The following is a 21,039-nucleotide window of genomic DNA, read 5'->3' as shown; positions in this document are numbered from 1 at the left end:
GTGAAGGGGGTCTTCTTCACGTTTTTAATTTTTATAGGAGAAATTTATGAATGTGAAATTAGATAAAAAACAGATGATACTGTATGGATTTATTGCTGGCCTTTTCGTTTTAAGTTACTTAGCTTTTGGACATTATCTTTCCTTAATCATGTCAACTATCGTCATGGATCACGGTAATATTACTAGTGATTTAATTTTAATGACGATAGTTTTCATGCTTTTTGTGCTGATTTCTAAGTTTTATAAGTATCTAACAGAAACCAGAGCAAACGCGGCCATTGAGAAGCTTGGCAATCAACTTATAGACAAAATTGATGTTAAATCAAGACGGGATTCTGAAACTATAATCAATGCCATTATGGTTCACTTAGAAGAATACCGAACTTTTGAAACGAGTTTTATTCCCACAATTATTTCAACGACAGCTAAAGTCGTCTTGATAATTGTTGCACTATTTTTCATTGATATTTACGCCGCAGTAATACTCTTGTTTACAGCGCCATTTATCCCGCTTTATTACATCTTGGTTGGTTTACAAACCCAAGATGAGTCAATGAGACAGGCGACACGTTTTGATAATATTGGCACGCTGTTCTTAAACTTAATCAGAGGTAAAGACACTGTGACCTATACCGATTCAGAAGACACAGTAGTCAAAAGATTGGAAGAGGATAATAAGGGCTTCGTTAAGGAAACAATGCGCATTTTAAAATATGCTTTCCAGTCTTCCATGATGTTAGAATTCATTACGATTTTAGGGATTGGACTTGTTGCACTAGAAGTCGCGCTCAGAATTATCATATTCTCAAATATAGACTTCTACACTGCCTTTTTTGTCCTGCTTCTAGCACCTGAATTTTATAGTTCTCTAAAAGTACTTGGCACAGAGTTTCATAACGGTAAACTCGCTCTAGGTAGTTATGACCGAGTAAAAGAGGTGTTAAATCAAGATACAGCAAATGAATATTATAGAGGAACGACGGATCAACATGCGGTTGAAGCACTTTCCTTAACACTCAGTCATGACGACAAAGTAGTGTTGAACGAGGCAAGCTTTAGCTTTAATAAAACTGGTTTTACAGCGATAACGGGAGAATCAGGTACAGGGAAATCCACACTGTTAAGAGCAATTCTAGGACTGCATGAGCCTAAAAGAGGTCAACTCAATGTCTTAACGGATGATATTGGTTATGTATCAGATCAAGTTTACTTCTCAGACACTTCAATATTTGACTACATTTCCAACCAAAAACACTCAGAAGAAGCAGTTTTAGATATTTTGGATAAATTAAAACTAAGCGCTAGTATCGACAATTTAGAAAATGGCATTCATACCCCAATTGTTAACCATGATATACCTTTATCTGGTGGGGAAATTGTAAGATTGAAAATGGCCAGAGTCTTAATTGATCCGCCTAGCATGATTATTATGGATGAACCAACTGAATTTTTAGATGCGACAACAGAAGGTTTAGTCATGGACCACTTATATGAACTAAAAAAACAATCTGCTATTATCGCCGTCATCCACAGAAGACAACTATTAAATATTGCCGATGCACACTATGTCATGGAAGAAGGACAATTAAAGCGAGGTGAGAATCAATGACCTTTTTAAAAAGTGAAAAGTTACATGTATTCTACAGCATCATCCTAGGTATTATTGGAGGCTTAGTGGGTACTGCCATCTTTGGTCTATCGGGTTATATGATTTCTCTCAGCTTTTTTGAGCCACCATTTTTCTTAATCATTTTAATCATTGCCATGATCAAAATGTTTGGCTTAACTAAAGGTGTCTCTAAATATTTAGAACGTCTACTCAGTCATGATGCTACATTTAAAATGATTGGCCGACTGAGAAGGGATTACTTTAAAAACTCACTAGCAAGCTTTCAAGATACACATAGCGTACGCTACATTCAAAAGTTAACTTCATATTTCGATGATATAGAAGATTATTATGTAAGAATTATTTACCCTTACATCGTGGCAGCCTTTATCGCTTTGATTTTAACCATGTTATCGCTCATCGTTGACCCAGTTCTCTTACTCATTACTTTATCCACATCACTCTTTATTTTAGTGCTGATGCCCTTAGTCATGAGTAAAGTGTCAAATAAATTAAAAACAACTAGACAGATGAATGAAGATAAGTTATTCGATCAGCTCTATCACTATATCTTTGACTATGTGAACCTCTTTGTCGTCAAAGAGGACATTAAGACAAAAGACAATATTAAAGATAGTTACAAAGCGATTACCTTAAATGAAAACAAGGAAGCGAAATTGGATTTAGTCATCGAAGTAATAGGGCTCCTAGTTCAGTTACTCGCAATGATTGGAATACTTTATTTCTTTAGAGATGAACATGCCATCTTAATTCCGATGATCATTTTGTTATTAATGAGTTACTTTGAAACGATTATACCTGTTGTTAAACCAGCTTCACGTTATTTTTCAGTCAGACAAAGTGTTCAAGATATCAGTGACTATACAGTCATGGAAGATAAAAATAAGCAGACAGACTTAAACTTAGAACATATTACTTTCAGATATCCAAACACTAAAAAAGATGTCCTTAAAGATATTTCTATCCATATTCCGACAGGCGAGAAACATGCCTTGATCGGCTCAAGTGGATCAGGAAAAACGACACTTTTAAATCAACTGATAAAAATTAGCGATGCTGGTGTCATGCCACAATACTTAGATTTTTATAACGCAACTGTTGAAGAAAACCTAACGATGTTTGGACATTTCAATCTAAAAGACGATCAAAACTATCTTCAGGACTTTGATCTTGAGCATTTTTCTTTAGATGACTATATTACTTCGAATGAGTATTTATCGCTTGGTGAAAAAAAGAGAATGCAAGTCATCAGACTGCTCATTGAAGATAAAGACACTTGGATTTTAGATGAGCCAACTGCAAGTTTAAACACCAGACTGAAAGAAATGGTATGGGATATTCTCTTAGAAAGAAATACGCTCATCGTTGCAACCCATGACCTAAGTCATTTAGAAGAATTTGATGTGGTTCATTATATGGAAAATGGGGAAATTGTTGAAAGTGGTCCGGTGAATCAAATATTAAGTCAAAATGGACCGACTAAAGAAGCATATGAAAGATATAAAGATATAATATGAGTAAATTTTTGTAGTAAGATAATTTCTTATGATATAATATCCTTAATTTAAGCAATTTAGTGGAGGTGACGGCTGTTGGGAAGGTGTATATGAAAAGATCTACAAAGAATCTTATGTTGATAACTGATTATTGTAATCATAGACAAACGACCCAAGCGGTCACAAATTATCGGAGGTGAACCCCGAGTTAGGGGAACTGATTGGATATATCCACTATAGGAAATTTTTTACTATTTATAATATTAATCTTATTAACAATGTTGTTTGTAGGTTCAGAGTTTGCATTTGTTAAATCACGTTTATCAAAGATTCATTCATTAGTTGAAGAAGGAAATAAAAATGCCATTCGCGTAGAGAAAATGATTAATAATCTCGATTATTACTTATCTGCTTGTCAGCTAGGTATTACAGTAACAGCCCTTGGTTTAGGTTGGATAGGGGAACCAACTTTTGAAGTTATTTTACACCCTCTATTTGCCTTCATTGGCGTACCAGACTCTCTAACTACAGTTGTCACTGTAGCTGCTGCATTCTTGATTGTTACTTTTATCCACGTTGTTGTTGGTGAACTTGCACCAAAAACAGTTGCGATCCAGTATGCTGAAAGTATGGCGATGACTTTAAGTGGACCACTTTATTTCTTTGGTCAAGTACTTAAACCATTTATTTGGGCGATGAACGGTACAGCAAGAGGATTAGTGAGAATAGTCGGTATTAAAGAAATGCCGACAGAACAAGCGCACTCAGAAGAAGAACTGAAAGTAATTATGACTGAGAGCTATCAGAGCGGAGAAATTAACCAAACTGAACTTGCTTATATGCAAAATATTTTCTCTTTTGATGAAAGAACTGCAAAAGACGTTATGGTACCAAGAACACAAATGATCACTTTAGAAGAACCAGTCACTATAGATCAAGTCATTTCAACGATTAAAGAATATAACTACACAAGATACCCTGTAACAGAAGCGAATGGAGATAAGGATAATATCATTGGCTTTATCAACGTTAGGGAATTCTTAACGAACCATGTTTCAGATGAGAATGTTACAGCTGAAGACTATATTCATGAACTACCTGTCATTACAGAATCATCTAGAATTTCAGATGCGCTTGTTAAAATGCAAAGAGAAAGTGTTCATATCTCACTCATTATTGATGAGTACGGTGGAACAGCCGGTATGATTACTATGGAAGATATTCTAGAAGAAATCGTCGGCGAAATTCGTGACGAATTTGACGAAGATGAAGAGCTCGATATGGTTAAAGTCGGTGACAACATCTTTCACATCAATGGGCGTGTTCTCTTAGATGATTTAGAAGATGACTTTAGAATTACTTTTAATGAAAGTGAAGACATCGATACCATCGGTGGTTGGATGCAAAGCCAAAATACAGATATAGAAGAAAATGACTATATCGATACGGAACATGACCGTTGGCAAGTGCTGGAAATTGAAAATCACTCGATTAAACAAGTTGCTTATTTAAAGGACTACAATAAGATAACTGAAAGAAACGATGAAGAAACAGAAGACGAAAAAGAAAATAATTAAGAGAGAGATCGGAGCCAAAGGCTCCGATCTTTTTGTGTTAAAATGGATATAATTTATAAAGGTGGTGCGTGGTATGGATATAGTAGGGTTAGCATCAGTCATACTTGTTTTTACAATTCCAATTTATGCGATTTACAGGGGCTATAATCAAAGCGACGAAAAATTAAATTTAAAGAAGATGAAAGAAGAGCGTAGACTTGAGGAGATTAAACAAGAGAACTACTTACTTGAAAATGAGTCCATGCGTAGAGAACTAGAAAAGATTAAAGCAGAAAATGCAAGAAAACAAAAAGCCCTTGATAAGAAAGAAAACAAACGATGGTTAATAGAAGAAACAAAGGAAGAGGATTTGAGTCGGAGGGATTAAATGGGGATTTTTGACTTCTTATTTGCTACAGCCTTAGTAATCACAGCCGGTGGAGTGAGTATTCCGCTATATGCTATGAAAAGAGGGTATGGACAAAGTGATGCAAAACTTAGAATCAAGGAGATCGAAGCACAGAGAAAGCTAGAAATCGTCAGGCAAGAGAACTTTATCCTAGAAAATAAGGCGATGGAGTTAGAGCTTGATAAAATGAAAAAAGAGCGTGAAGAAAGAGAAAGAAAAGCGCTTGTAAGTAAAGAAAATAAACGGTGGTTGATTGAAGACAATAGGAGTGAAGCGAAACATGAGAACCTTAATTAAAGACGGCATGATTGTCACATCAGAGCATGAGTTTAAAGGGGATATTCTAATCGAAGGGACAAAAATTCAAGCACTTGGTCGAAACTTAAGAGTAGAAGCGGATGAAGTGATCAATGCAGAAGGGATGTATATTTTACCCGGCGGTGTAGATCAACATGCGCATTTTTCGTTTGAGTTCATGGGTCAAAGAACAAAGGGCTTTGAAACAACCAATGCAGCAGCCTTAGGTGGAACGACGACAGTGATTGAGTTCGTCAACCAGGAAGAAGGTAAGGGCTTAGTCGAAACTGTTGAGGATTATAAAAAAGAATGGGTAGAAGACATTTCCATGGTGGACTATAGCTTCCACCCAGTCATTACTAATCCAACAAAAGAAACCTTTGAAGATATTAAAAACTTACCATCAGCAGGCTATCCGACCGTGAAATTGTTTATGGCTTATAAAGGACAGTTTTTCCATTCTGATGATGAAGCGGTAACCAACGCGCTTCTTGAAGCAAAAGATGCTGGTGTGACTGTGATGGTGCATGCGGAAAACGCTGACTTAATAGAATTGATGCAAAAAAGAGCAATTGCTGAAGGGAATACTGATCCTTACTATCATGCCTTAACACGTCCACCGATTGTGGAAACAGAAGCGACAGAAAGAGCCATCAACTTAGCGAGATTTGCAGAAGCACCAATCTACATTGTCCATGTGACGACAAAAGGTGCAGTAGACGCCATTAAAAAAGCGAAAGAAGAAGGCTTGCCTGTATTCGGTGAAACATGTACGCAGTATTTACTGTTAGATAAAGAATACCTTTCGAGAGATAATTTTGAAGGTGCGAATTATGTTTGTTCACCTGCTTTAAGAGATAAAGACGATCAAGAATATTTGTGGCAATCGTTAAAAGACGGATGGTTAAATGCGGTGAGTTCTGACCATTGTGGCTTTACAACAGAGCAGAAAAAGATGGGCATTGATGACTTTAGAAAAATCCCGAACGGTGCACCAGGCTTAGAAAATAGACTGCCGATGCTGTGGACTTATGGCGTTGAAGCGGGTAAAATCACGCGCTCAGAACTGGTGGATTACTATGCAGCCTCACCAGCGAGAAATAATGGTATTGACCATAGAAAAGGATACTTAAGCCCAGGCTATGATGCGGATATTGTTATCTATAACCCATTTGTGAAAAAGACAGTTACCATCGATGACAGTTTAAACGGTGTAGACTATACAACTTATGAAGGCTTCGAACAAATAGGAGAATGTGACAGAGTCTTCTTAAGAGGAGAGACCGTTGTAAAAGACGGAAAGTATGTCGGACAACAAGGTCAAGGTAGCTTTATTAAAGGTACGGCCTATGGAACAGCGTTTAGATAAGTAAATGCCCTGAGTGCATGTCACACAGGGCATTTTTTTACTTATAATGATTCGAATCATCAATTTTCGTCTTTAGCAGGATATTTAATTGCATTTTTCTTTAATTTTTCAAGAATCGCTTCATTCATATCAATATCTAAATCATCAGCCATCATCAAGCCATAGATAAAGACATCAGCCAGCTCATCCTTAATATTTTCTCTATTCTTTTCAGCACCCTCTTCGGCATCTAACCACTGAAAGTTCTCTAACAGTTCAGAAGCCTCTAAAGAAAGAGATAAAGCTAAATCTTTCGGATTATGATATTGTCTCCAATTACGTTCATCTCTAAATTCATTTATTTTACTAGTTAAGTCCTTCATTAAATTTCACCTCGTTGAGCTTTATTTAGAGCCTTACGGAGTTTTTCATCGCTTGCATAGATGTATAAACCTTTAACCCCACGCTTCATAAGTACGTTGATAGAGTTGAGTATGATTTTTTCTTTAGTTGATCCTACATTATATTCTACTTTTTGTTTGCTAGAACCTCTGAACGCCTCTGTGTCTTTATAATTTTGTGGTAGAATTTCTAGTTCTTTAGTCTGTTCATTATATGACACCGATGGACCTAATATCACTCCGACGTAGTTCAAATCAAACCCTTGAATTGTGTAGATAGATCCAACTTCGTTGATTGTTTCCGCTCGTTCTGCCCATGTACGTTTATTGTTTGTTGTGTTCCATACTCCTTTGAAACCAATCTCTTCTACGTAGTAATCTCCACCGTCTTTTTTATGCTCATAATCAAAAGTAGCAACAATTCTTGATAGAGTATGTTCCTTGTCTTTCTTTTCAATTTCTTTAAACATTTCTCCAGCATTATCAAAGACTTTTAATTCATAGTCACCCGTTTCACTGGGAATAGAAGTAATTTTTTTATCTACAAAATTATCAATCCAATTTACGACGCTGTCATCTGCTTGAATACGGAACTGGTCAGTAAGTTCGAAAGTTTCAACTTTAGCACCTTTTGTTATCTTTTTAAATAAATCTTCTGTCCAATAACTTTTTAATTTTAGAAATTGTTTTTCATCAAAAACTATAATAGTGACTTTACTAGAATGAATAATATCATGTAGGTGGTTGTCACCTCTATAATTATTATAAGCATCTTCTCTAGATAATAATAAGTGAGCTTCATCTACAAAAGTAATATCTGATTTCATCTTTCCATCATTTACTCTATTTATAAAAGTAGTCGGTTTTAGGAAATTTTTCTTCTTTAAGTTAGGTAAACTTTCGGAAATCGCCTCATATGTTTTAATCATTTCTTGGTGATTAACTAGTAGATGATTTTCAGTTCCATATAATGATTCTGATTCTTTGTCATTTGCCAAGTCTTGAATTGCATTGAAAGTTGAGCTTAAAACAACACTTTTACCAGTACCTGCTTCACCTTTAATGAAATACACTGAAGGCTTATCATTATTGATATTTGCTTTGCAAAATTCTAGTATATTTTCCTTTAGTTCAATTTGAGATTCGGATAGTTCTTTGTATGGTGAAATTTTAAATATATCTTTGTTTTGAAGATACTCTAAAGTACCATCGACAAGTTTATCCTCTCTAAGCTTTTCCCATAGTTCTTTAAAAATATCTTGGTTGTATTTTGGTTTCTCATAATAATTATGGGTGACCGCACTTGTGATTTGGCTCTTATTTAAAAGCTCATACTTTTGATCTGCAATAAAATAATTAATTAAATTAGTTTCAATATTATAGGTAGCAGACTGATTGAAATGAGCGTGAGAAACAATGACAGCTGTATCAAGATTTTTCTTGGCTTTATCTTTGATGTGACTATTTAAACGATTTCTAATCTGTACAGTCTCACCGATATAAGCTCGAGCCTTATTTTTGTCATTATGTAGTATGTAAACAACCGGATAGTTGTTAAATTTTGCGCTGGATAATTCAGAAATTGAGTTCTTATTGAATTGATAAGTCGAGATTTCCACATTTTTCTCTTCCATAACAAAGCTCCTTAATGATTTAATTACATTATAACGTAATTAATATTTTCGTAGAATAAAATGAGTTTTATTAGACTATAATGTTAATAGAGAGGATGGAATCCATGAAAACAGAAGACTACTGGAATCAGTTCTTAAATGAATATCCTGCTTATAAAAATATTTCTTATACTGCTTGGCAATTCGGTGCAGATCCAAATACGCTTGCTCAGCTTGTGATTGATGGTACCAAGACATTAACATGTAGTAGTCTAAGAGAGTATCAAGTAGAGAATGAACCATTGCCTGAAGTAGGTGATGTGAGTATCGTTCTTGATGAATCTGATGAACCAAAGTGTATTATTGAAAATACTAAAGTATATACAATGAAATACTCTGATGTGGATGAAGAAATTGCTTTTAAAGAAGGTGAAGGGGACCGGACTTTAGAGCACTGGAGAAGTGCTCACCTTGAATTTTTTGAATGGTTATATAAACAAATAGGTTATGAATTTAACGAGGATGAAGAGATTGTAGTAGAAGAGTTTAAAATGATATATAAATAAATATCTAACATAAGGAGTGGTCTAATGAACAAAATAATCATAGACACAGATACTGCTGGAGACGATACGATTGCGATTTTAACTGCTCTACATAGTTTTGATGTGCTAGGGATTACGATTACAGGTGGGAATGTAGATTTCAACCAACAGATTGATAATGCACTCTACACTACAGAGATAGCGGGTTACGATAATATCCCTGTCTACCCTGGCTATGAAGGTCCGATTTTTGGGCAGGATGAAAGCCATACGACGGTTGAGGATGTGCATGGTTCTGATGGCATGGGAGATTCGTTCTTTTCGAAACCCAAGCGTTCAGCGGAGGATAGTCATGCTATAGATTTTATCATCAAGACTGTGAATGAGAATCCCGGTGAGGTCACACTTTTAGCCATTGCACCTTTAACGAATATTGCTATGGCGATTAAGAAAGATCCGACGATTGTGGATAAGGTAAAACATTTATATATTATGGGTGGTACGAATAATGCTTTAGGTAATATTGTTCCATCAGCTGAGTATAACTTTTATGTCGATCCTGAAGCGGCTAAGTTAGTCTTACAATCTGGGATTGAAATGACCATGGTCGGTTGGGATATGTGTACGGATTATTCTTTAATGTTCGATAAAGAACACGAAGAAATTGAAGCGTTGGCTACTAAGGGATCTAAGTTCTTCACTGATGTAAATAGAGTAGTGAAGAAATTCAATAAAGAAGTACATAAGTTAGACGGTACAACTCATCCAGATACCTTGTTGGTTGCAATTGCTGCAGATGAAAAAATTATGTCACAGTCTAATAAGTATTTTGTTGATGTAGAGACTAAAGGAGAACTGACTCGAGGGTATAGTTTAGTCGATATCAATGGACGTTTAGACAAAGAGCCAAATGTTAGAGTGTGTGAAAAGGTAGATCGAGAACGATTTAAAGCACATTTGTATGATGTGTTAGGGAATATAAAATAAATCGACAGGAATAGTTCCTGTCGATTTGTTTTATTATTTTTGTCTTTTTCTTTGTTCATGCCTCAAAAGCCCAGTTGTTACTCTTAAGTTTTCTCGATATCTTTTATAGTATTCTTCACTTATAGAGCCATTTTCGACTGCATTTAAGACTGCACATTTTGGTTCATGAGTATGTGTACAATCTTTAAATTTACAATTCAAAGCTAAGTCATGAATATCTTGAAATAAGACTGTTGAATCCATTTCATTGGTTGTACTTATTGTTTTAAAGCCAGGTGAATCTATTAAATAAGATTCTGTGAGACTCGAGTAAAACATTTTTGTTGTTGTCGTTGTGTGTTTCCCTTTACCGTCTTCACGTACGTCATTAGTAATTACATTATCAAAATTGACGAGTTCATTGATAAGTGTAGACTTACCTACACCAGAAGATCCAAGAAGAATAGAAGTTCTGTTTTTATTAAATAAACTGATTATATTAGTTAGAGTGTCTTTTTGAAGGTTTGAGAAGATTGTCACTTTAAAATCAGGATACACTGACTTAATTTTATTCATGATGTTACTAGCTAAGTTAGTATAATCACCTTTTGATATAAGAATATGCAAATCTACATTTTGCTGATAAAAAGTTAATACATAACGCTCAAATTTAGGTAAGGTAAACCTTTGATTGGCAGCAATAAGTATAAAAACCTGTTCTACATTTACTGCTAGTATTTGCTCTTGTTCAAGCACGTGGTAACTTTTAGAAGCATGACTTGTACCTTTAGAGATAGTGCTAGTACGAGGTAAAACGCTAGTGATTATATAATTATTATCAAAATTAGTGTAAGTGACAAAATCACCAACAAATACATCACTAGTAGATAAATTAGTCACAGTTTCTGCTTTAAAACATTTTCCATTTTCAGTTATTATTGTGTAGATATAATTCGTCTTCTCTATAACTCTAGCAATAATGTCGTCTTTATTATTATTTAAAGACTGCTTATAAGTTAATATCCCGTACATTTAAAATCCCCTTTGTATTATTAAATATTTTGAACAAAAAAGGGCGCCTTAAGAATAGAGAGAGTATTACCCAAATCTTAAGACGCGCCTTTAAGAAATATTTAATAATAGATGAGATATTAAATATAAATTTTTATATTCAGAAGCTAACATTTATATAAATGCTGAAAAAACGTCTAACTTAATGTAAAGCTTCTGGAGAATTTGGGTACTATAAATTTCTCATTATGTTTTAGATAACTCATAGTAATCCCTCCTCTCCGATATTAATATCAATATACCATATATTTTAAATATTTAAACAACTTTTTTAGTGCTGAAATGAAATCAATAATTACACACTACTTTTATTATCTAAAAATTGTGACATTATAAAGGCTGTGATAATCTTAAAGAAAGAATTTCTACATAACAAAGGGGACAGTTTAATGAGAGCTTTTGATACACTTTTTAATCCATATCATTCGCAAAGAAATCCTGTGGTGAGTAAAAAAGGGATGGTTGCAACGTCACAGCCACTGGCTGCACAGGCGGGTTTGACGATTATGCAAAATGGTGGCAATGCCATTGATGCTGCGATTGCAACGGCTGCTGCTTTAACAGTTGTTGAACCCACGACGAATGGTATTGGTGGGGATGCTTTTGCCTTAGTCTGGGTGAAAAATAAGCTATATGGTTTGAATGGTTCTGGCAAATCACCAGCTTCTATTTCTATTGAAAAGGTAAAGGCACAAGGATATGACGAGATTCCTAAATACGGTTTTACACCAGTAACTGTACCTGGACAGCCTGGAGCTTGGGCCGAGTTATCTAGACGTTTTGGTAAACTGCCTTTTAAGGATTTACTACAACCTGCTATTCAATACGCCGAAGAGGGTTATCCAATATCACCGGTTTTAGCAAGATTTTGGGAGAAGTCTGCAGTTAGATTCAAAGAAGCTTTTAAAGGTGAGGAATTTAATCACTGGTTTGAAACCTTCGCTCCAAACGGCGTGGCACCTAAAGTCGGTGAAATTTGGAAGTCACAAGACATGGCTAATTCTTTAAGAGAGCTCGCTGACACGGAGTGTGAATCATTTTATCGAGGAAATATTGCAGATGAAATTGATGCTTACTCTAAAAAGTACGGTGGTTACATTACTAAAGAAGACTTAGCAAAATATCAGCCAGAATGGGTGGACCCGATTTCTGTAAACTACAGAGGATATGACGTTTGGGAAATCCCACCAAATACCCAAGGTATTATTGCTTTATCTGCTTTAAATATTTTGAAGCACTTAGACATTGAAGGTAAAGAAACAGTAGATACTTATCACAAACAAATAGAAGCGATGAAACTCGCTTTTGCTGATGGGAAAAAATATGTGGCTGATGAAGATCATATGACCGTTACGAGTGCAGATTTACTAAATGAAGCATACGGCAAAGCACGCAGTCAGTTAATTACAGATACAGCTAGAGAACCAGAGGCAGGGGAAGTGAAAGCAAGTGGTACTGTCTATTTGTGTACAGCGGATGAAGAAGGGAATATGGTGTCCTTTATCCAAAGTAACTACATGGGGTTTGGCTCAGGTTTAGTCGTTCCTGGGACAGGGATTGGCTTACAAAATAGAGCTTGTGACTTTAATTTAGATCCTACTTCTCCAAACGCACTCGCACCTAACAAACGCTCTTATCACACGATTATTCCTGGCTTTATTACGAAAGGAACAGAAGCTATCGGACCATTTGGAGTGATGGGTGGCTTCATGCAACCTCAAGGTCATGTTCAAGTCGCCATGAACACCATAGACTTTAACTTAAATCCTCAAACCACACTCGATGCACCCCGTTGGCAGTGGGTCAAAGATAAGACAATATGGGTAGAGAAAAACTTTCCACATCATATTGCTGAAACCTTAGTCAAAAGAGGACATGATATAGAAATCAAACTTGATTCAGCAGGATTTGGTCGGGGTCAAATCATCTGGAGAGATCCAGAGACAGGTATTTTGTACGGTGGGACTGAAAATCGTACAGATGGGCATATAGCGGCTTATTGATAGATTGAAAGGAGGAATGTGGGTTGTCAGCGAAATTTGATGGAGATAAGAGACAAATTTTAGTAAATAAAGTGGAGAAAAATAAAGATATTTTACTTGAAATGTGTGCCCGTTTAGTACAGGTTCCTTCAGAATCGCCACAATCTGATACTCGTGAAATCGTCAATGAGATTAAAAGTATTCTAGAAAACATTGGTGGTGTGGAAGTAACTTGCCATACAAAAGAAGAACCAATTGTTAATCTTGTCGCACGGTTGAAAGGAACTTCACCAGGAAAACGTCTTATTTTTAATGGGCATTTGGACACTTATCCTGTTGGAGATGCTTCACTTTGGTCGAATGATCCATTTTCTGGTCATACAGATAATGGTCGCTTGTATGGGAGAGGTTCATCAGACATGAAAGGTGGGATTGCTAGTTACCTCCTGACTTTCATGATTATGGCTGAGCTGAAAGACAGTTGGTCAGGTGAATTAGTGATGACCTTAGCAGGTGATGAAGAAACCATGGGTGTAAAAGGAACGAAATATTTATTGGAGACAGTTCCACACGCTTCAGGAGACGCCATGATTAGTGGTGATGTCGGGACAGCAAAAGTACTACGCTTTGGTGAAAAAGGTTTGATGTGGATTGAGCTTCAAGCTACAGGGACTCCATCACACGGTGCGCATGTACATAAAGGAGAAAATGCGATTGATCGTTTGGTAGAGGGAATTGACCGACTGAATAAAGAACTTGGATTGATAAAAGTCAATCCACCTAAAGAGGTGACAGAAGCGATTGAAAAATCAAGCGAGGTATCTGAGAGTTATTCAGGGCAAGGAGAAACTGAAGTCTTACAAAAAGTCACAGTAAACTTTGGTGTGATTGAAGGCGGGATTTCGCCGAATTTAATACCAGCAAAAGCATCAGCACAAGGTGATATTCGACTCCCTGTCGGTGTGAAATTAGAAGAAGTTGAGCAAAAGATTAAGGAGATTGTAGATTCTATTGAAGGACTTTCATACCGTATCTTTAGACGGTATGAAGCGAATTGGTCAGATTTTAATCATGAAATATTTTCATTGACTGCTGCAAATGTAAAACACATTACAGGTGAAGAACCTGTCTTAACAATGAGAGTCGGCGCATCTGATTCTAGACATTATAGAATATCTAAAAACATACCCAGTGTGAACTGTGGACTCAATGCCTATAACCTAGGTGGACCGGATGAGTATATTGAAATAGATGAGTTGGTTGATTTGGCTGAGATTCATTTGCTAACTGCTTTTGATTATTTACAAGGAGGGTAGAAGGATGAAAAAAGATTGGGCTAAAGATTTCTATAAGATGCAATACGAATTTATAGGGAATTACGGGAAGGATTTTTATGAAGTATCTGCTGTCGAAATTTTGAGTCAAATCGGCAAACCTATAGAAAATTTATTAGAACTTGGTTCAGCTGATGGCAGCTTATCGAGAGCTTTATCGAATAAGGTTTCTCATATTACCACAGTGGAGTTGGTAGATAACCTTGTTGAAAAGGCTAAAGAAGTAAATCCGGTAAATATCAATGCTATCAATGGGGATTTTCTGGAGATAGACTTACAAAATACGTACGATGCAATCATCTATATCGATGGCTTTGGACTAGGAGATGATTCAGCCCAATTAAACTTATTAAAAAACATAAAACAGTGGTTGAAAAAAGATGGCTGTGGTCTAATCGATATTTATCAACCTGAACATTGGAAGAAAGCGGATAAGATAGAAATGTATGTAGACCCTAAGAATATGCCAAATATTAAAAGAAGATATACATATGATTATAAAAATGATGTCATGATTGATACCTGGTGGCGTGAAGGTGAAGAAGAAACCAAACAATCTCAATATTTGAAGTGCTACACACTAAAAGAAATTAAAGACATGTTTGAAGCGGCTGGACTTCAGATTATTGAGTATTTTACTAATGGAGCAATGGACTATGAAACAATGACATATACTGAAGACGCTTCATCAGAAAAATGCATGTCATATAGAATCAAAGTAGTTAGAAGTTAAAAATATGTTATTTTGTCTTGTCTCTTTTGCTATTTAAAACAAGCATGAAACCTGGAAACATCAATAACAGAGTTCCTACGATAGACAATAATATAATATTGTCTGGTCTAGCAGCTGCATTATAGAGTAGGATTGCTACTCCAACAAACATTAGAATTTTAAATAAGGTATTCATTAAATCCCTTCCTTTATTTAAGATGTATGTTCCAAGCATCGTCATAATAAAACTCAGAAAGTGAATCAGAATCCATCACTTTAAACATCTCTTCAAAGTCATCAGCTAGCTTATAATTAGTGAGCTCACTTTTATTTATCCAGAAAACCTCTCCCTCATTGGAAGAACGTAAAGTCCCAGAAAACTGAGTTGCTTTATACATAAGCACAATATATCTCTCGTCATTATCTGTCTGGAATTGCTTTGTTCCACAAATTTGTGGATTATGAATCGTTAGCCCCGTTTCTTTAAATACTTCACGGACAACTGAATCAACAAATGATTCAGCTTTTTCTACCTTTCCACCAGGGAAAGTAATGCCCGGCCAATTACTACTTAAGCGATTTTGTACTAAAATATTCCCTTGATTATCTTCTATCATACACATATTAGTAATGATCGCTTTTTCTGAATTTGCCATGATGTCTCCTTCTACTCTATCTATTATTTGTTTTGTGATTTAGTGAAATTTTACCATATAGTCAAATGTCATTGTAAACTGAACTGTAGAGTGATTTGTCCAGAATGTTTTTCTTTTAAAAACTTCATGTTCAGAATTTCATTCATTTTATACGCAAGTGTCCGGATTTTTAGATGGATGGATTCTCTTATGTCCTTAAGTAAAAAGAATGGATGACTGAATGTCCATTGGTTTTAAAATTTGAGGACTCAATGTCCATTAAATAGGGTCCAGCTAGAGCGTTAGCGGTTCAATGAGAGTTGCTCATAGTCCTCCTAGAGGGCTAGCGGTTCAATGAGAGTAGTTCATCGTCCAGCTAGAACGTTTTAAACTGAAATCCAAGGCAAAACCAACAAAAATAGCTTGAAAACCTCAAATTTCAAGATTTCCAAGCCGTATCGCTCATCACATATGAACTCAAGCCCACTACCTGAGCTCCATTCCATATAAAAATTTAACTAATTACTGAAGTACCCCATACTCCCGACCGCTGCACCGAATGCGACACCAAGGGCTATACCTGTCGCTAAGTTATCCATTACAAGACCGATTATTGCACCGAGAACTATACCAATACCGATTCCAATCCCAACTGGGCCGCCTGGATTTCCCTTATCCTCATCTTTGTCATGACTCACTCCCATCCACCTCCATGACTGCTTTATTTTGTTAGTCTTGTCTATAGCCCTTGACTCTCTATTTTCTTATACTTTACCCATTTTACTTATGCATTAAAGAGCAAGACCCGTGAATGATCGTTTTCTCCATACAAACAGTTATAGCTAAAAGTTATAACTAATCATGAATTTTATCAGTAATGCTATTACGACTGAGTCATGCTAATATAAATCCATAGAAATTATTAAGGAGTGGTTAGCCATGACAGTAACAACTACAAAAACAGCACCGTTTAAATTTGATAATGTGGGAAGTTTTTTAAGACCTCTTAAACTAAAAGCAGCACGTGAAGATTTTAAAAACGATAAAATTTCTCAAGAAGAATTAACTAAAGTTGAAGATGAAGTCATTACAGAACTAGTTGAAAAGCAAAAAGAAATTGGTTTAAGCGCAATTACTGATGGTGAGTTTCGTCGTTCTTGGTGGCATCTAGATTTCTTCTGGGGACTTAATGGAGTGGAGAAGGTCTCAGCTGATCACGGATATCAATTTGCTGAAGTAGAAACAAGAGCAGAAACAGCACGTTTAACTGGTAAGATTTCTGGTGAGAATCATCCATTTATTGAACACTTTAAGTTTTTACAACAATTTGCAGATGATACTGTCATTGCACGCCAAACGATACCAGCGCCTGCACAGATTTTAGCAGAGCTTGTGCGCCCTGAGAATAAAGAAAAGACAGAAGAAATTTATCCGAATGAAAGTGAATTACTTGCTGATATCGCATCAGCTTATCAAACATTTATACAGGAATTACACCAAGCTGGGTGTACCAACTTACAATTAGATGATTGTACTTGGGGTATGATCGTAGATGAGAACTTTTGGAAGAGCATGAATGATGACTTTACAGTAGAATCTTTAAGTCAGAAATATGTTGACTTAAACAATAGCGCAATTGAAGGAAAACCAGCAGGTTTAACGATTACTACACACGTTTGCCGAGGGAACTACCGTTCTACATGGGCTTCATCTGGTGCTTACGATAAAGTGTCTGATGAACTATTTGGTAAAGAAAATGTAGCTGGCTATTATTTAGAGTTTGATACAGAACGTGCAGGTGGTTTTGAATCACTTGCTAAAGTGAGTGGAGACAAACAAGTTGTACTTGGCTTAATTTCTTCTAAGCTACCTCAATTAGAAGATAAGGAAGAAATTAAAGCGAGAATAGAAGAAGCAGCGAAATATATCAGTAAAGACCGCTTATGCTTAAGCCCTCAATGTGGCTTTGCATCGACTGAAGAAGGTAATAATCTTACAGAAGAAGAACAATGGGCTAAACTTCAGCTTGTTAGAGAAATTGCGGAAGAAGTTTGGGGATAAAATGAAAAAAGGGTTATGATAAAAATCCTAAAGATATAGAAAAATTATCAAGTATACTTTAAAAGCCGGACGTTAGACTTCTAAGGGAAAAGCATCTGCGTGAGACTACAGGCTCACGCGATGCCCCAGAAAAGCTAACGTCCGGCTTATTTATCTATGCTTTTTTGTCTACATATAATTAACCTGCAATATTTTCAGGGTCTTTAACAATGTAATCGTCATAATTTTTCTCTGTCTTATTACCAATTGCAGTAATAAGTAAGAAACCAACAACGTAGAGGCCTAATAGAATAGACATAGTGTAATTGTGATTATGAGTCATATCAAATATCCAACCGATTACAAATGGGAAAAGCCCCCCTAAAATACAGCCACCAGTCTGCATCATTGCTGTCCAAGAGTTAGCACCTTGTGAAGTCACTGTTTCATCCAGTGGTAACATCATGGCAGCAGAGTATAATCCACCTAAAGGAATACCCATCATAAAGGCTGCAACCCACATAAGCACATGACCACCAGTCCAGAATAGGCCTGTTGCAATGGCACCAATTGCTAAGATTAAAAATATCCAATTTCTTCTTGCAGGATATTTCTCCATTAAAATTGGGAATAGTAGATTAAAGATAACTTGCATAGCCATAACTGCAGCGAGTAACATCCCACCTTGAATCATCGACATCCCATTTTCGACAGACATTGGTACGAGCCAAGTTAAAGTAGAGAAGTATAAAGCAGCTTGTAAAGCGTAAAATAGCATAAATAACCATGGCATCTTTTGTACCCAAGGTGATGGGAAATTATATTTAACTTCTGGAACTTCTTGTGAAGGCATATTATTTCTAGCACCTGGTTTGTAGATCAGTAAGACTACAATCATTGCTAACAAGGAGAATACTGACCAAATTGCTAAAGCGAAAGGATAGGAATCCGTACTCTTATAGAAGGCACCTGTTAAAGCTGCGGTTGTTGCAGAACCAGCACTCATAAAGAATGAGGAGATTCCAATCGCAACTGCGGCATGTCCTGGAAAGTATTTTTTAATCACTGATGATATTGTTGGTGCCAATACTGCGATTGCTAGACCAACAAAGAAAGCAGAAATAAGTAATGTTATGAATCCTGGGTAAAAACCACGGATGAGAGTAGAAATAAATAAGATGAAAAGCATTAATAATAAAGTGATTTTAGAACCTAACATTTTGTTTAAGACAGTTGCAAGTAAAGCAAAGATCCCCATACATATAACAGGAACAGTGGTTAAGAGACTTGCCTCTGTACTAGATAAATTTAACGACTCTGTCAGTGTATCCATTAATGGCCCAATCGAAGTTATACCTAAGCGTAGGTTAATGGAAACAACTGCGATAACAAACAATAGAATTAAAGTATTACGATTATACAAGTTTTTCAATAGTTTTCCTCCAGCCTTATTTGGTATAAATTGCAATACATAATATGTTACCATTAAGTGACATATACATAAAATATTAATTAAATTAGTTTAACCAACTTTTTTCATATACATGAGGTGTTTTAATGGACATTCGTCAATTACGTTACTTTTTAATGATTGCTGATGAAAAACAAGTATCAGCTGCTGCTAAAAAACTATATATGTCTCAACCACCCTTGAGCCAACAATTGAAAAATCTAGAAGCTTCTGTTGGAGAAAAGCTTTTTGAAAGAAGCGGTAAATATCTAGAGATGACAGAAGCAGGTAAGGTTTTATATAAGTATGCCTTACAGATTACTCAATTATTGGAAGAAGCCAAAAATGAAGTTCAAGATGTAAGTGCAGGTGTGGATGGACAATTATCAATTGGTATTAATACTTTTTCTTTAGCAAATTTAAATACGGTCTTTCACGAATACAAAAGAAAATACCCTAAAATTACTTACAAGATTCAACAAAATGAATCTTCCCTACTATGTTATTTATTAAAGCAAAGAGAAATTGAAATGGCTCTAGTGAGACTGCCTTTGGAAATTGATGACTTTACCTTACAACACGTTCATTCAGAACCCTTTTACGTAATTTCATCTAAAGATAAAAAAATCTTTTCAGGTGAAGTCACTTTAAAAGAAGTCAGTCAGTATCCCCTGGTCCTACCGAGCATTAAAGGCTTAGGTGTTTATTATTCAATTCATGAAGCCTTCTCCAAAGCTAAGATTCAGCCGAATATTATTGCAGAGTTTTCCGATTTAAAACTAATGATGCAACTAGTATCCACAGACTTTGGTATCTCCATTGTTCCAGAATCGCTGTTATACCTATATAAAGAATATCCTGTACGTGTCAATAAGATTATCGATAAAGAACAACTGTCAGGAGAGATTGGTTTAATCTGGTTAAAGGATCATCGTCTATCAAAAGCAGCGCAAAATTTTAAAGATACGCTCATAGGCTGTCTAGAAAAAGGGCAAAATGATTTACTGTAACCTTAAGTGTTAGTAAGCGCCCATGAAAAGTAGATGACAAAAATTAAAAATAAAATAAGTGCGCCGACTATTGAAAAAAGAACAATCTTATCGATGCCAAGTGACTCTTTATCTTCGTCTTGTTGCTGGACAGTCTCAAACTTACTCTTTTGTTCAGCTGTAGATTCCTTGATGTCATTTTGAGTTTTAGGATGCTCTTTTTTAATCACTAATAAAATAATGGAAGACACTAAAGCTAGACCATAAGTGATGAACATGAAAATTAAAGCTGCTTAATTAAGCTCACCTCGAGTCTCAAAAGTGAGTGAATACAAGTAGACAATTAGTGCTAGAATAAGACTTACAAGTATTGTTAAAAATGAAGATCTTTTATGGCTGTTTTGTTGATTTTTAAAAATATTTTTCATTGGTAGATAGATGATTAGTTTAATGATGGGATAAAGACATAATAGAAATAATATGAACATAATCGGAAACATAGAATCCCTCCTTCTAATAAACTACCCAAGTGACTATGTCCTTAGTCGAATTGATTAGTAAATTA

At 35.7% G+C, this 21,039-nt stretch carries 21 protein-coding genes; 13 read left to right on the top strand and 8 right to left on the bottom strand.

Annotated features, from left to right (window positions below; translation table 11 throughout):
* Positions 1-46: 46 nt before the first annotated feature.
* The 6 genes from JEOSCH030_RS09755 to hydA all read left to right on the top strand — a co-directional run bounded on the left by JEOSCH030_RS09755 (position 47) and on the right by hydA (position 6,757).
* Positions 47-1,609 carry an ATP-binding cassette domain-containing protein gene (locus JEOSCH030_RS09755; RefSeq protein ID WP_185126445.1) on the top strand — a complete coding sequence of 521 codons (1,563 nt, stop codon included), beginning with the start codon at positions 47-49 and terminating at the stop codon, positions 1,607-1,609.
* Positions 1,606-3,147: an ATP-binding cassette domain-containing protein gene (locus JEOSCH030_RS09750; RefSeq protein WP_185126444.1), complete on the top strand. Its 1,542-nt coding sequence runs from the start codon at positions 1,606-1,608 to the stop codon at positions 3,145-3,147. The genes JEOSCH030_RS09755 and JEOSCH030_RS09750 overlap by 4 nt, the downstream gene beginning before the upstream one ends.
* A gap of 200 nt (positions 3,148-3,347) precedes the next feature.
* Positions 3,348-4,703 carry a hemolysin family protein gene (locus tag JEOSCH030_RS09745; protein ID WP_185126443.1) on the top strand — a complete coding sequence of 452 codons (1,356 nt, stop codon included), beginning with the start codon at positions 3,348-3,350 and terminating at the stop codon, positions 4,701-4,703.
* 73 nt (positions 4,704-4,776) lie between these two features.
* Complete coding sequence (locus tag JEOSCH030_RS09740) at positions 4,777-5,070, top strand: hypothetical protein (protein ID WP_185126442.1); 294 nt, start codon at positions 4,777-4,779, stop codon at positions 5,068-5,070.
* Complete coding sequence (locus JEOSCH030_RS09735) at positions 5,071-5,388, top strand: hypothetical protein (protein WP_185126441.1); 318 nt, start codon at positions 5,071-5,073, stop codon at positions 5,386-5,388.
* Positions 5,372-6,757 (top strand): dihydropyrimidinase, encoded by a 1,386-nt coding sequence (gene hydA, locus JEOSCH030_RS09730; protein ID WP_185126440.1) that lies wholly within the window; start codon positions 5,372-5,374, stop codon positions 6,755-6,757. Before JEOSCH030_RS09735 ends, hydA begins: the two co-directional genes overlap by 17 nt.
* Positions 6,758-6,816: 59 nt before the next feature.
* On the opposite strand, the gene JEOSCH030_RS09725 is transcribed toward hydA, so the two are convergent.
* Entirely contained in the window at positions 6,817-7,119 is a 303-nt protein-coding gene (locus tag JEOSCH030_RS09725; RefSeq protein ID WP_185126439.1) for a nucleotide pyrophosphohydrolase, read from the bottom strand.
* Complete coding sequence (locus tag JEOSCH030_RS09720; protein ID WP_185126438.1) at positions 7,119-8,771, bottom strand: DUF2075 domain-containing protein; 1,653 nt, start codon at positions 8,769-8,771, stop codon at positions 7,119-7,121. Before JEOSCH030_RS09720 ends, JEOSCH030_RS09725 begins: the two co-directional genes overlap by 1 nt.
* A gap of 104 nt (positions 8,772-8,875) precedes the next feature.
* On the opposite strand from JEOSCH030_RS09720, the gene JEOSCH030_RS09715 reads away from it, so the two are divergent.
* Positions 8,876-9,316, top strand: coding sequence for an ASCH domain-containing protein (locus JEOSCH030_RS09715; RefSeq protein ID WP_185126437.1), 441 nt, complete (start codon positions 8,876-8,878; stop codon positions 9,314-9,316).
* A 24-nt stretch (positions 9,317-9,340) separates the two neighbouring features.
* Positions 9,341-10,282 (top strand): nucleoside hydrolase, encoded by a 942-nt coding sequence (locus JEOSCH030_RS09710; protein WP_185126436.1) that lies wholly within the window; start codon positions 9,341-9,343, stop codon positions 10,280-10,282.
* A 33-nt stretch (positions 10,283-10,315) separates the two neighbouring features.
* On the opposite strand, the gene rsgA is transcribed toward JEOSCH030_RS09710, so the two are convergent.
* Positions 10,316-11,293 (bottom strand): ribosome small subunit-dependent GTPase A, encoded by a 978-nt coding sequence (gene rsgA, locus JEOSCH030_RS09705; protein ID WP_185126435.1) that lies wholly within the window; start codon positions 11,291-11,293, stop codon positions 10,316-10,318.
* 428 nt (positions 11,294-11,721) lie between these two features.
* Between rsgA and JEOSCH030_RS09700 the strand changes: the two genes are divergently transcribed.
* From JEOSCH030_RS09700 to JEOSCH030_RS09690, 3 genes are read left to right on the top strand one after another with little or no spacing between them, the layout of a single operon-like run.
* Positions 11,722-13,335: a gamma-glutamyltransferase family protein gene (locus JEOSCH030_RS09700; protein WP_185126434.1), complete on the top strand. Its 1,614-nt coding sequence runs from the start codon at positions 11,722-11,724 to the stop codon at positions 13,333-13,335.
* Between the two features lie 23 nt (positions 13,336-13,358).
* Entirely contained in the window at positions 13,359-14,630 is a 1,272-nt protein-coding gene (locus tag JEOSCH030_RS09695; protein ID WP_185126433.1) for a M20/M25/M40 family metallo-hydrolase, read from the top strand.
* Positions 14,631-14,634: 4 nt separating this feature from the next.
* Positions 14,635-15,381, top strand: coding sequence for a class I SAM-dependent methyltransferase (locus tag JEOSCH030_RS09690; protein ID WP_185126432.1), 747 nt, complete (start codon positions 14,635-14,637; stop codon positions 15,379-15,381).
* Between the two features lie 7 nt (positions 15,382-15,388).
* Here JEOSCH030_RS09690 and JEOSCH030_RS09685 read toward each other — a convergent pair whose 3' ends face one another.
* The 3 genes from JEOSCH030_RS09685 to JEOSCH030_RS09675 form a co-directional block, all read right to left on the bottom strand.
* Positions 15,389-15,556: a hypothetical protein gene (locus JEOSCH030_RS09685; RefSeq protein WP_185126431.1), complete on the bottom strand. Its 168-nt coding sequence runs from the start codon at positions 15,554-15,556 to the stop codon at positions 15,389-15,391.
* 13 nt (positions 15,557-15,569) lie between these two features.
* Positions 15,570-16,016 carry an 8-oxo-dGTP diphosphatase gene (locus JEOSCH030_RS09680; RefSeq protein ID WP_185126430.1) on the bottom strand — a complete coding sequence of 149 codons (447 nt, stop codon included), beginning with the start codon at positions 16,014-16,016 and terminating at the stop codon, positions 15,570-15,572.
* Positions 16,017-16,513: 497 nt separating this feature from the next.
* Positions 16,514-16,693, bottom strand: coding sequence for a hypothetical protein (locus tag JEOSCH030_RS09675; protein WP_235962271.1), 180 nt, complete (start codon positions 16,691-16,693; stop codon positions 16,514-16,516).
* 241 nt (positions 16,694-16,934) lie between these two features.
* Here JEOSCH030_RS09675 and JEOSCH030_RS09670 point away from each other — a divergent pair, with 241 nt between their 5' ends.
* Positions 16,935-18,056 (top strand): 5-methyltetrahydropteroyltriglutamate--homocysteine S-methyltransferase, encoded by a 1,122-nt coding sequence (locus JEOSCH030_RS09670; protein ID WP_185126428.1) that lies wholly within the window; start codon positions 16,935-16,937, stop codon positions 18,054-18,056.
* Positions 18,057-18,234: 178 nt separating this feature from the next.
* Here JEOSCH030_RS09670 and JEOSCH030_RS09665 read toward each other — a convergent pair whose 3' ends face one another.
* Positions 18,235-19,467 carry an MFS transporter gene (locus JEOSCH030_RS09665; RefSeq protein WP_185126427.1) on the bottom strand — a complete coding sequence of 411 codons (1,233 nt, stop codon included), beginning with the start codon at positions 19,465-19,467 and terminating at the stop codon, positions 18,235-18,237.
* Positions 19,468-19,592: 125 nt separating this feature from the next.
* On the opposite strand from JEOSCH030_RS09665, the gene JEOSCH030_RS09660 reads away from it, so the two are divergent.
* Positions 19,593-20,495 (top strand): LysR family transcriptional regulator, encoded by a 903-nt coding sequence (locus JEOSCH030_RS09660; protein ID WP_185126426.1) that lies wholly within the window; start codon positions 19,593-19,595, stop codon positions 20,493-20,495.
* Between the two features lie 2 nt (positions 20,496-20,497).
* Here the strand turns inward: JEOSCH030_RS09660 and JEOSCH030_RS09655 are convergent, their stop codons facing one another.
* A complete protein-coding gene (locus JEOSCH030_RS09655) occupies positions 20,498-20,752 on the bottom strand; it encodes a hypothetical protein (RefSeq protein ID WP_185126425.1) in 255 nt (84 codons plus the stop codon).
* Between the last annotated feature and the right edge of the window lie 287 nt (positions 20,753-21,039).

The sequence above is a fragment of the Jeotgalicoccus meleagridis genome (assembly GCF_903994045.1).
GTDB lineage: Bacteria > Bacillota > Bacilli > Staphylococcales > Salinicoccaceae > Jeotgalicoccus > Jeotgalicoccus meleagridis.
Note: the sequence above shows the minus strand (reverse complement) of the source record. Positions and strands in the feature narration are given on the sequence as shown.

Coding starts and splice junctions, on each gene's coding strand:
- JEOSCH030_RS09715 (WP_185126437.1), top strand. CDS start 8,876: ATGAAAACAGAAGACTACTGGAATCAGTTCTTAAATGAATATCCTGCT.
- JEOSCH030_RS09710 (WP_185126436.1), top strand. CDS start 9,341: ATGAACAAAATAATCATAGACACAGATACTGCTGGAGACGATACGATT.
- JEOSCH030_RS09690 (WP_185126432.1), top strand. CDS start 14,635: ATGAAAAAAGATTGGGCTAAAGATTTCTATAAGATGCAATACGAATTT.
- JEOSCH030_RS09750 (WP_185126444.1), top strand. CDS start 1,606: ATGACCTTTTTAAAAAGTGAAAAGTTACATGTATTCTACAGCATCATC.
- JEOSCH030_RS09700 (WP_185126434.1), top strand. CDS start 11,722: ATGAGAGCTTTTGATACACTTTTTAATCCATATCATTCGCAAAGAAAT.
- JEOSCH030_RS09660 (WP_185126426.1), top strand. CDS start 19,593: ATGGACATTCGTCAATTACGTTACTTTTTAATGATTGCTGATGAAAAA.
- hydA (WP_185126440.1), top strand. CDS start 5,372: ATGAGAACCTTAATTAAAGACGGCATGATTGTCACATCAGAGCATGAG.
- JEOSCH030_RS09740 (WP_185126442.1), top strand. CDS start 4,777: ATGGATATAGTAGGGTTAGCATCAGTCATACTTGTTTTTACAATTCCA.
- JEOSCH030_RS09680 (WP_185126430.1), bottom strand. CDS start 16,016: ATGGCAAATTCAGAAAAAGCGATCATTACTAATATGTGTATGATAGAA.
- JEOSCH030_RS09720 (WP_185126438.1), bottom strand. CDS start 8,771: ATGGAAGAGAAAAATGTGGAAATCTCGACTTATCAATTCAATAAGAAC.
- JEOSCH030_RS09670 (WP_185126428.1), top strand. CDS start 16,935: ATGACAGTAACAACTACAAAAACAGCACCGTTTAAATTTGATAATGTG.
- rsgA (WP_185126435.1), bottom strand. CDS start 11,293: ATGTACGGGATATTAACTTATAAGCAGTCTTTAAATAATAATAAAGAC.
- JEOSCH030_RS09735 (WP_185126441.1), top strand. CDS start 5,071: ATGGGGATTTTTGACTTCTTATTTGCTACAGCCTTAGTAATCACAGCC.
- JEOSCH030_RS09685 (WP_185126431.1), bottom strand. CDS start 15,556: ATGAATACCTTATTTAAAATTCTAATGTTTGTTGGAGTAGCAATCCTA.
- JEOSCH030_RS09755 (WP_185126445.1), top strand. CDS start 47: ATGAATGTGAAATTAGATAAAAAACAGATGATACTGTATGGATTTATT.
- JEOSCH030_RS09655 (WP_185126425.1), bottom strand. CDS start 20,752: ATGTTCATCACTTATGGTCTAGCTTTAGTGTCTTCCATTATTTTATTA.
- JEOSCH030_RS09725 (WP_185126439.1), bottom strand. CDS start 7,119: ATGAAGGACTTAACTAGTAAAATAAATGAATTTAGAGATGAACGTAAT.